At 50.4% G+C, this 10,319-nt stretch carries 10 protein-coding genes; 2 read left to right on the top strand and 8 right to left on the bottom strand.

Going from position 1 to position 10,319, the window contains the following annotated elements:
- Both KDK13_RS03740 and nth read right to left on the bottom strand, forming a co-directional pair.
- The coding region (locus KDK13_RS03740; protein WP_257283567.1) for a protein O-GlcNAcase at positions 1-335 on the bottom strand (335 nt) is incomplete at its 3' end.
- Between the two features lie 175 nt (positions 336-510).
- Positions 511-1,143 carry an endonuclease III gene (gene nth, locus KDK13_RS03735; RefSeq protein ID WP_257283566.1) on the bottom strand — a complete coding sequence of 211 codons (633 nt, stop codon included), beginning with the start codon at positions 1,141-1,143 and terminating at the stop codon, positions 511-513.
- A 313-nt stretch (positions 1,144-1,456) separates the two neighbouring features.
- Here nth and KDK13_RS03730 point away from each other — a divergent pair, with 313 nt between their 5' ends.
- Positions 1,457-2,914 (top strand): di-heme oxidoredictase family protein, encoded by a 1,458-nt coding sequence (locus tag KDK13_RS03730; RefSeq protein ID WP_257283565.1) that lies wholly within the window; start codon positions 1,457-1,459, stop codon positions 2,912-2,914.
- A gap of 5 nt (positions 2,915-2,919) precedes the next feature.
- Here the strand turns inward: KDK13_RS03730 and KDK13_RS03725 are convergent, their stop codons facing one another.
- Complete coding sequence (locus KDK13_RS03725; RefSeq protein WP_257283564.1) at positions 2,920-4,650, bottom strand: diguanylate cyclase; 1,731 nt, start codon at positions 4,648-4,650, stop codon at positions 2,920-2,922.
- Between the two features lie 160 nt (positions 4,651-4,810).
- The gene (locus KDK13_RS03720) at positions 4,811-5,587 is read right to left on the bottom strand and encodes a DUF3943 domain-containing protein (RefSeq protein ID WP_257283563.1); all 777 of its coding nucleotides are present in this window, start codon (positions 5,585-5,587) and stop codon (positions 4,811-4,813) included.
- Between the two features lie 334 nt (positions 5,588-5,921).
- Here KDK13_RS03720 and KDK13_RS03715 point away from each other — a divergent pair, with 334 nt between their 5' ends.
- The gene (locus tag KDK13_RS03715; RefSeq protein WP_257283562.1) at positions 5,922-6,707 is read left to right on the top strand and encodes a hypothetical protein; all 786 of its coding nucleotides are present in this window, start codon (positions 5,922-5,924) and stop codon (positions 6,705-6,707) included.
- On the opposite strand, the gene KDK13_RS03710 is transcribed toward KDK13_RS03715, so the two are convergent.
- From KDK13_RS03710 to KDK13_RS03695, 4 genes are all read right to left on the bottom strand, one after another.
- Entirely contained in the window at positions 6,704-7,972 is a 1,269-nt protein-coding gene (locus KDK13_RS03710) for a hypothetical protein (protein WP_257283561.1), read from the bottom strand. The genes KDK13_RS03715 and KDK13_RS03710 overlap by 4 nt on opposite strands.
- Before the next feature lie 118 nt (positions 7,973-8,090).
- Positions 8,091-8,828, bottom strand: coding sequence for an electron transport complex subunit E (locus tag KDK13_RS03705; RefSeq protein WP_257283560.1), 738 nt, complete (start codon positions 8,826-8,828; stop codon positions 8,091-8,093).
- A complete protein-coding gene (rsxG, locus tag KDK13_RS03700) occupies positions 8,818-9,528 on the bottom strand; it encodes an electron transport complex subunit RsxG (RefSeq protein ID WP_257283559.1) in 711 nt (236 codons plus the stop codon). The genes KDK13_RS03705 and rsxG overlap by 11 nt, the downstream gene beginning before the upstream one ends.
- 3 nt (positions 9,529-9,531) lie before the next feature.
- The coding region (locus KDK13_RS03695; RefSeq protein WP_257283557.1) for an RnfABCDGE type electron transport complex subunit D at positions 9,532-10,319 on the bottom strand (788 nt) is incomplete at its 5' end.

Here is a 10,319-nt window from a genome sequence, read left to right as displayed (position 1 = left end):
ATCTCCGGGTTCAGCTGATTGATACTGGCGATTTTCTGTTTCAGCTGTTGGCGACTTTTTCGGTTCAGGTCCCGTACATTAAAGGGAGTAAGCCCGATGCCAAAGCGCACATGGTTTTGTTTAAGCGTCAAACCCAGGGTATTCAGCTGGTTGAAATCTCGTTCTGGCCAGCTCTGGTGCCATTGTTCGCGCAGATAGGGGTCATTCTTCGGTGCGTAGATATAGAAATTGAAGCCTTTTTGGGCGCAGAAGCTGGCATAGGCATTCCTGGATTCCCAGGACCACTGGTTATCCTGATCATATAGCCCTTCTATTACACCATAGTGGAATGCCATGAGCGGATGTTTCCTTGTTTAAAGTGAGTAAGAGGGCGCCGCCCGCTTCCCGCCACCCGTTGCCCGCAAGAGCACAAGCAGTTCCGGTATTTCGGGTAGCGGGAGGCTGGCAGCGGGTAGCGTCTGTAGAAATATAGAAATTATTTTAGGACCGTCCCTAAGCGTAAACCTTAGCCTAAGACGTTTTCTGTTTGTACTCACAAAGATCTTCAATAATGCAGCTACCACAGTGTGGCTTTCTTGCTTTACACACATAACGGCCATGAAGGATCAGCCAGTGGTGGGCATCCATCAGGAACTCTCTGGGAATCAGTCTTACCAGTCGTTTTTCAACCTCCAGTACATCCTTGCCCGGAGCGATACCCGTTCGGTTTGATACCCGGAAAATATGGGTGTCCACCGCCATGGTGGGCTGCTTGAAGGCGGTATTTAAAACGACGTTAGCTGTTTTTCTGCCAACGCCGGGAAGCGCCTCAAGATCGTTGCGGTTATCGGGTACCACGCTGTTGTGCTGATCCATCAGAATCTGGCAGGTTTTGATAACGTTTTCTGCCTTGGCATTAAATAACCCGATGGTTTTGATGTACTGCTTGAGGCCGTCAACACCCAGGGCAAGAATGGCCTCAGGGGTGTTGGCAACAGGATAAAGCTTGTCGGTGGCTTTATTGACCCCCACGTCGGTGGCCTGGGCAGACAGTATCACCGCTATAAGCAGCTCAAAAGGTGTGCTGTAGTTCAACTCTGTGGTTGGGTTGGGGTTAGCGTCCCGAAGTCGGGTAAAAATCTGTGTGCGCTTTTCCTTGTTCATCCTTTGACCAGTAAAAAAGTATAAAAATCAGCTTGGGATTATTGTAATGCCAAACAGCGTGAGGCGTTCCCAGGTAAGGTAATTTATCAGAAAGTTATTCATCAGAAACAAGAGTTCCGGAAATTATGCACAGCAAGTTTGCCGGTAAAAAGCTTTTTCTATGGGGATTCATTGCTGTGCAGGCGGTTATCTCAAGGTATTCAGTTTCCGGTATGAATAGTAATCAGTTAATACTCGCTTTTAATCTTGATTACTTATGGTTCTGCCTGTCTAGCCGACCATTTTGAGTAATGGTTTATTTCAGGTGGGATGCATGCAAAATATTCTCTTTTTCATGGCCTTTAACATGATTTTTTTACTGGCAGGCTGTGATGCTCCCAAAAAACCTGAACGGCCAGCCTATGAAAAATTTCAGCCGGGAGAAGACAGGCCAGGAGGAGAGGCCTCGGTCCATGTCTCGGGATTTAATACAATAGCCAGGCCTTCGGCCAATATGCCGGTCTTCAACCAGCTGAACTTTCACAAAGGCAATGGTTTTTTTCGTCAGACCTGGCAGCCGGAGTCTGGTGAAGATCTGGTACAGGATGGTTTAGGGCCTCTGTTTCACACTAATAGCTGCAGTAATTGTCATATCCATGATCGCAGAGGGCATGCGCCAGAGGATGGTGAGATTACCGATGAGTCGGTTCTGGTTCGGCTCAGTATTCCCGCCATTATCGATCAGCAGAAGCAACGTTTGAGAAAATCAGGAGTGATTCCTGAGCCGACCTATGGTGGACAGCTTCAGGTGAATGCCCTTGAGGGTGTGAAGCCTGAAGGGAAGGTCAGGGTTACTTTTGACTATTTTCAGGTGGCCTTCGCGGATGGCCATCAGGTTGAGCTGCGCAAACCCGTTTTTGCAGTGGAAAATCTGGGCTATGGCCCTATGGCCGAAAATACCATGATATCGATGCGGATTACTCCGTCAATGATCGGTATCGGTCTGCTGGAGGCCATTTCCGAGAAAAGCCTGCTGGCTAATCAAGACCCGGAAGATAAAAATGGTGACGGTATTTCAGGGAGAGCCAACCGGGTCTGGGATATCCAGAAGCAGAGGACGTCCATTGGCCGCTTCGGCTGGAAGGCAGGAGTTCCGACGTTGCGGCAGCAATCTGCCGCCGCATTCAGTGGCGATATGGGGCTGACCACCAGTCTGTTCCCTGATGAGTCCTGTACTGAGTTCCAAAAGGATTGTCTGGCAGCACCCCGTGGTGAAGAGCCGGACGTATCCGACTTTATCCTGGATAAAGTTGTATTTTACAGCCGTCATGTGGGGGTTCCTGTTCGCACTGATGCCAAAAAGCCGGGGGTATTAAAGGGTAAGAAACTCTTTAATGAAGCCGGTTGCGCGGGCTGTCATCAACCCAGTTTCACAACGGCCTCCATGGATGTTCAGTCGGAAACCGCCATGACGGTTATTGAGAAAGAGCTGGCCAATCAACTGATCTGGCCTTACAGTGATTTTCTTCTTCATGATATGGGGGAAGGGCTTGCTGATGGGCGTCCGGAGTTTCTGGCCACTGGTAGCGAATGGCGAACGCCAGCGCTCTGGGGTATCGGCCATACCCAGCTTCTGGATAGAAGAACGGGGTTCTTGCATGATGGTCGTGCCAGAACCCTGATGGAAGCGATTCTCTGGCACGGCGGAGAAGCAAAACAATCCCGGCGCAAGGTGTTAAAGATGAATGCCGGGGAGCGTAAGGCCCTGGTGGCATTTATTGAGTCTCTTTAACGGAATCAGGCCTCATCAAACGGTTGTTCTGGTGGTGAGCTTTCCGGCTGGCTGGTAACCGCCCGGTTACGTCCCTGTTCTTTGGCCTGATAAAGGGCGTTGTCGGCCTCTTTCAGGAGCAGGTCATGGTTGGTTTCAGCACTGAACCGGGTTGCTATTCCCATGGAAATGGTGATATTGCCAAGCGACTGGCCATTAAACTGCATGCCCTGGCCAGCAATCCGCGCTACCAGCATGTTGCCCAGCTCCTCAGCGGTCTCCAGACAGGTATTGGGGCAAACAATACAGATCTCTTCCCCCCCGTAACGACAGACCAGATCACCTTCCCGTACCGCCTGCTTTAATTCCATGGCGACCTGCTTCAGAACATAGTCACCGGCATCATGGCCAAAGGTATCGTTAAACCGCTTGAAGTGATCGAGGTCGATCATCATCACAGAGAGCGTTTCATTCTGACTTTCAGCGCTGTAGGTATGCTGCTCAAGAAAGTCCATCATATATCGTCTGTTGAACAGGCTGGTCAGTGGGTCACGTATCGCCTGTTGCCTGAGATCTTCTCGCAGTCGCATATTGGCCAGTGCCAGGCCAATCTGTTCTGCCATGGATTCAGCTTTGGAAATATTGTTTTCCAGAGCCTGCTGGCCATCATAGTTAAGGTGCAGGACACCCAGCGTTTCACCCTGTGCCACCAGGGGGATACACACCTGGCAGAGATCACTTTCGGTATGACTGTGGCGACAGCGAATTTCAAGACCGTCTTCATTGCTGAAATGGGTGTGCCCTTTCAACAGTGACCAGCAGTCACTGGGCTCGAAACGGTGACTTCCCTGCCACTGCTCCCCCCACTGTGTGATCAGGTCCAGCCGGTTTCTGGATGATTTGATCAGCGTGATTGCGCCACCACGACACCCTGGCAGTAAGTGGGCGGCGATTGGGTGAACAACATTGGCGGCACTGTCGATGGTGGTGCAGGCTGACATCAGGCTGCCGAGACGCTGCATCAAACTGAGTTCAAGGGTTCTTTCCTTTACTTCGGATTTCAATGATTCCCGCTCACGTTTTGCCTGTTTATCGAGCATGGAGCTGAAGAATCGGGTGATCATAATAACCACGAGAACGCCCAGTAAACTGATGACGATAACCCAGACCCATAGCCACATTAATTCATTGGTAAACAGGTTCAGGGCGATGGACGTGCGAATAATATAGGTTTCCCCGACATCGGAGATATGGCTGGCAGACTCGTGGCCATCGCTGTGATTGTGGTTATTATCCCCGGCTACTTCTACCTTTACCGCGTAGTACATCAGGTCATAGCCTTTGGTATGGCTATGGCGGGTGGATGCTCCGCTACCATGCTCAATCGCCTGGAGTACTTCTGGCCGGGAGCCATGATTGTCCATCCGGGCCAGTTCGTGTCCGGCAACCTGGGAGTCACCAATCACCACGCCGTGCTCATTGATAATGGTCACCCGGATATCTGCACTGACACCAATATCAGTGGCGATCACATCAAAGTCGAAGTGATTGTCACCATGCAACTCTATATCGTCCCGCAGAATCCGTGAGGTGATCTCGGCAACCTGGTGGAGTTTGTTCTGGTAACTCTCCAGAAGAATATTTTTAAAATGCAGTGTTAAGAGGGTGAGACTGGCAGTGAGCACCAGTGTCATCAGAATTGCTGGCATTGCCAGAGCTGCAGATTTACGGAACATGGCAACTTCCCTGTTAGCCATTGGCTGGGCTGCTGGGCCCAGTAGGTTCATTGATGGTTATAACTCTGTTCAGTATTGCAAAGAAAGAGCGGGCAGGTTTTGCCAGCGATTTGTCAGAACTCTGGCAAAAAAGAACATTGAAGCCCTGTTTGTTGAAGGCAATATTAATGATATGAAAAGGTTACATCCGGAATGTCATGACCAGACCCAGATAGTCCCGGTCTTCATCCTGATCCTTTAGCGGATAAAAGGTTGGAGCAAATGCCAGACGGATATTCAAGTCTTCCACAACTGGCTGTTCACGATCACCATTGATCCACCGGTCAATACTGTCAACCGGGTCAAGGAAAAACAGAGCCGTGGAGCCCAGGCCGGAAGATCCCCATACCAGGCCATCATTGTCGACAATCGAACGTTTCTTCTGGTAAGCCCATTCGCCATATAGCCAGCCACCAATGGGCGTTACAATAATATCCTGAATAGAAGGCACTTCAGCGATGGCTTCGATACCGTACTCCCAGTAGAAGGTGGACATCAGGAAGGAGTAGACAAACGAGTTCCACTGGTTGTAACCAGATTCCCGGGCAACGATGTAGTAAACACCACCGAAGTAAGGGTGTGTTACGTAGTTCAGGAAAAAGTCATCTTCGTCCATAACCGGGCCTGAACTGACATTGTCCCACCATTTTTTGTGGAAATGTTTCAATTCCGATTTATCCCAGTTGGTAAAGGACTCAGGCATAACGGCCAGGGCACCAACCACACCGACGCCAAGGCCGAACATGAGTTTTGTCTGGGACCAGAGACGTGCCTGATTCTCCCGGGGGTTGCTATCGAACAGGGTTATCGCCCACGGGGAGCGTTCTTCCTGAAGAGAGAGTGTGAACTCAGCGTCTGGCTCCACTTCTGATGGGACTGCAGGAGCAGAGGGGTTGGCCTGGACAAAGCTGGAAAGCATGATCAGGCCAGATAAAAAAACTGGCAATATCCGGTTAAGCATCGTCTTTTATTCATTAGATGGCTGGTGGGAGCTACCGACACCACCCAAAAATGGGTTATCCATTCAGGCTATTATTCCTGCTTTGGGGCAAAGGAAGGGATTCTATAGTGTATTCTGTCAATAATCGATTGGGGTTTATCATTATTTCAATGATTACCGCGCTGATAAGCCTGCCTCTTATTCTGTGATGCCGAACCTCTGATGTTGATCAGAGTGTTGATCAGAGTATTACCTGAGCATAAATCAGGTCTGCATATGCTACATTGAAATAAAAACAGTATAGGGATGTACCGTGTTTACTAAGCAGGTTTATCGGTCAGTTATCGCAGGCTTGTTAATGGTTGGTGGACTCTTTCCTGCAACCAGGGCGCTGGCAGAATCCTCAGGGGAACAGGCACCTGTTCCGTATGTCCAATATTGGGATATTATCGCCAATCACCTTGCTGAAAGTCTTATCTCCAGAGGACGCCTGGGATCAGATACCGTTTATGTTGATAAAAAACATACCGCTTCAGGTGTGACCCGGTATCTGGAAAACCAGCTGTCCGTTTCGTTGAGAAAATCCTTTATGAAAGTGACTGCCCCAACCCATGCCCGGTACATAATTGAGCTTGATGTCAAGATCAGGGAGCGGCCGAATGGAATGGGTACCGTGTATGCCCGGGGAGGCGATCTCGACCAGTTGTGGAAGATAGAGAAATTCAGTCCTGTCTATTCAGGTCAGAAAACCCGTTATGAAATGACACCTCTGAAAATGAATCGGCCAGTAACCATAAACCCAATTGCAGATACCGACAGAGAAGTCATAATATCTGCCAGAGTTATGGAGAGAGGCTGGATTCTCATATCGCAAGATTATGCGTTCTATTTTTCTACTGAACAGGCACGACGTGTAAATAAGCCACTGCCGAACCGATTCCCGAAGGCAGTAAACACAGCAGTAGAAGATGATGCTCATAATGACGCCCTGTTTATGGATCATCAGAATCAGCACAGTGCCTTTATCAATCAACAGAAAAAACTGAATGATCAGATTCAACAGTTGATTGACATTAATTACCCTGATGTGGATTTTTAGATAAGTTGTTCCACTGGTGGTTGCCCTGGTTTATAGAGCTGCCATTCACCGGGGCTTTTAGATTCAAATAGCTTCCATTCCGGTTCCTCCACCCAATTGGTTGTCACATGATAGTCAGGATTTAACAACTGGATTGACTTTCTGACCGAGTCGATGGCAAGGAATAAATCGGTTGTGCTTTCCAGTGAAGTCTTTTCACCACAGGCTCGGATGGTCATTGGGGCATGGCCATGGTTTTTGGCAACAACCCGTTCTGTGGCAATCTGCTGGGAATGGATATGGGGCTGATTGCTGACTAGAACGATCTCTTCGGGCATTGTTCCGGGCAGTTGTTCTAACGCCTTGAATGCAGACACCATCGTTGCTTCGGTGTTAGGCCTGCCGGAATTTTCCTGATAATAGTTAAGCGTGTATTCGCCATTTTCCAGCAGAGACTGTGGATAGTATTTAACACCTCCGGTATGCACGACATAAATGGGTTGTTTGTTCAGAAAACAATCCTCGTCATCAGTACGCAGCATATCCATAAGAGCCATCTGGGCATGGGCCTCTGTGGCCGTGGGTCCCAGGTCATCATTAAGCTTTTCCACAAGGTCCTCTATATTTTTATACAGATTTTTATCTTGATCGGAATCCTTAAGGTGATCGATTGCCACCAAAGGCCTTGAAGAACCGTTGCAAATCAGCAGTCCCGGGGATTTCTTGTCACTGTTTTGGGCAATTGCGAACTCAGCACGAAGCTGCATTCGGGGAATAGCCGCCCCCGGAAAAATAAGGGTTGTCTGATCAGTAAACTCAAGGGGCTGTTTATCAGCAAGCTTAAAGGGCTCAAGTGCTGACCTTAGCTGCTCTTTGGCAGCGTAACTCAAGTTTTCAATGGCTTCCTTCTGCGCTGTGGCATCCCAGCGCTCCACTATCATTCCCTGCTCATCCCGGTGAATGAGGCTTGCAAGGAAATAGATATCCAGTTTCCTGATGACTTCAGCCAGACTTTCGTATTTTTCTGGCCTTGACAGTGTGTCAAGATCGTCTGGTGTCCGAAGCGAGGCTTCAGGCACGCTTCTTTCGAAGACATCGTCCATAATTTTAACCAGATTTACCGCATCGAGGATAAGGCCCTGGCTGCCCAGGATGCATTTCTGGAGTGATGTCAGTTCATCAGGCAGGGTTGGTCCGCCCGCCAGTGCGTCTCCAACCGCTTTTTCCTGGCCCGTTGGCGTTGTTATGGTGTGTGGGGTTACGGCAGTAGCTTGAGCAGGTAACATCGCAGAACTGTTCCTCTGGATAATGGGCGCCTGTCTGTCAGATCAGGCAAGATCTAACAATCCTGATGTTTCAGACAGGCAACCAGAGAATAAGTTCCAATATAAACAGTAAGACTAATCACACATTGCCGGTAACCCTGACCCGCTTGCTTACTTTTGCGGTCACCGGTTCCAGGTGTTTCCTTCTTTCTTCCAGGCGACGATCAATACTATTTTTAATGGCAATCATAAAGCCCATAAAGACAAAGGCGCCGGGAGGGAGAATGGCAAACAGGAACTGCTTGTAGTCTGGGATCACCGTAAGGGTCCACTCCGCTGCAATGGGACCCAGCAGCAGGTCCATGCCGGAGAACAGTGTGCCCTGGCCAATCAGTTCCCGCAGTGCGCCCAGCAATACCAGAATGACGGCAAAGCCCGTACCCATCATCAAACCATCAAAAGCGGCAGGCAGTACCGGATTTCTGGAGGCAAAGGCATCGGCCCGGCCCAGGATAATGCAGTTGGTCACAATCAGCGGAATAAAAATACCCAGTATCCGATAAAGTTCATAGGTATAGGCCTGCATCAGCAGCTCGATACAGGTGGTGAAGGAAGCAATGATCATCACAAACACTGGCAGGCGAATGGCATCGGTTACCTGGTGTCGTATAAGTGAGACGGCAACATTGGAACCCATCACCACCAGCATGGTGGCTATACCCAGGCCAAGTGCATTCACCACACTGCTGGAAACGCCCAGCAGAGGACACAGGCCCAGTAGCTGGACCAGCGCCGGGTTGTTTTTCCAGAGGCCATCCAGGGCAATCTTTGCAGCCTGGCTGGCCATACTCTTTTTTGTCACAGCGTCATTTGTCATGTTGAATCTCCTGGCGGACTCCGGTCATCCTGAGCGGGTCCAGCAATAGATTACGGTTTGCCTCAAAGTACTGCAGTGCGCGGTAAACGGCAGCGACAACGGCTCTTGGCGTTATCGTTGCACCGGTAAACTGGTCAAACTCACCACCGTCTTTTTTTACCCCCCAGCCTTCTGTGACCGGGTTGCCAAGAGATTTTCCGGCAAACCCGAGAATCCAGTCGGTGACATTGGTGTTGATCTTGTCACCCAGCCCCGGCGTCTCTTTATGGGTAATGGCCCTGACGCCGGCCAGCGTGCCATTGCGGTTGATGCCAACCAGCAGCTCAATTCGGCCACTGTACCCATCAGGTGCGGTTACCGGCAGAATGACGGCAGAGACCTCTCCATCATTCAGTGCAATATAGGCTTCGCGTTGCTCCTGGCTGGAGAGTAAGCGGGATGGCTCCAGAACAACTTTGGAATCTACAAGCACATTGTCGTGAGTATCTGCCGGTAAAATCTCCATCAGAGCTTTCGCTTCATAGGCACGAACCTGAGTCTCTATTCGTTCCCGGGTCATGGTCCAGGTAACGGAAATCAGGCCTACGGTAAATACGGCAAACAGGCCAAGCCCCAGGCTATTGCGGAAAATGCTCTGAAGCAGGCCACTCCTGTCGGGGGCCTTGCTGGTGTCTTTTAAAGGAATCTGGCCGTCACTCATGATTCAGTCCTTCTTTGGCAGGCCTTTATTGGCCTTGTGATGGCCATAAGTGCGAGGCTGGGTGTAATAGTCGATGGTGGGGGCCGCCATGTTCATCAGCAGCGTGGCAAAGGCGACACCATCCGGATATCCGCCCCAGGCTCGGATGACATAGACCATGACGCCAACCCCAGCACCAAAAATCAGACGTCCACGGTTGCTGGTGGCACCACTGACCGGGTCCGTAATGATAAAAAATGCCCCCAGCATGGTGGCGCCACTGAGCAAATGGAACAGCGGGGAACCATGGCTGTCTGACCCGTTACCACTCCAGAAGAGGGTCGCCATTACCGCAATGGCGCCGAGCATCCCCACAGGGGCATGCCAGGTAAATACTTTTCGCCAAATCAGAAAGACACCGCCAGCCAGATAGGCCAGGTTAACCCACATCCAGCCACGACCGGCCATGCCATCAAATACCGGGTTGCTTTCCCACAGCTCGTTGATGGTCAGGCTTTTGTTTTCCCTCAACACATCCAGTGGGGTGGCCATGCTGATGGCATCTACACTGACGCCCTGACCCAGGGGGAAAATGGTGAACAGCGCATCGGTCAGGCTGTTGTTATGGCCTTCCAGCCCCAAAGGTGGCAGCCAGGTGGTCATTTCCTGGGGAAACGAAATCAGTACCAGAACATAGCCGAGCATGGCCGGGTTAAAGGGGTTCTGGCCCAGGCCACCATAAAGATGCTTGCCAATGATCAACGCGAAGGACACGGCCACCAGTGATAGCCACCAGGGGGCAAAAGGCGGCA

The organism is Endozoicomonas sp. SESOKO1 (assembly GCF_024606265.1).
Lineage (GTDB): Bacteria > Pseudomonadota > Gammaproteobacteria > Pseudomonadales > Endozoicomonadaceae > Endozoicomonas.
The sequence above is the reverse complement of the archived record's forward strand: the minus strand, read 5'-3'. Positions and strand labels throughout refer to the sequence as shown.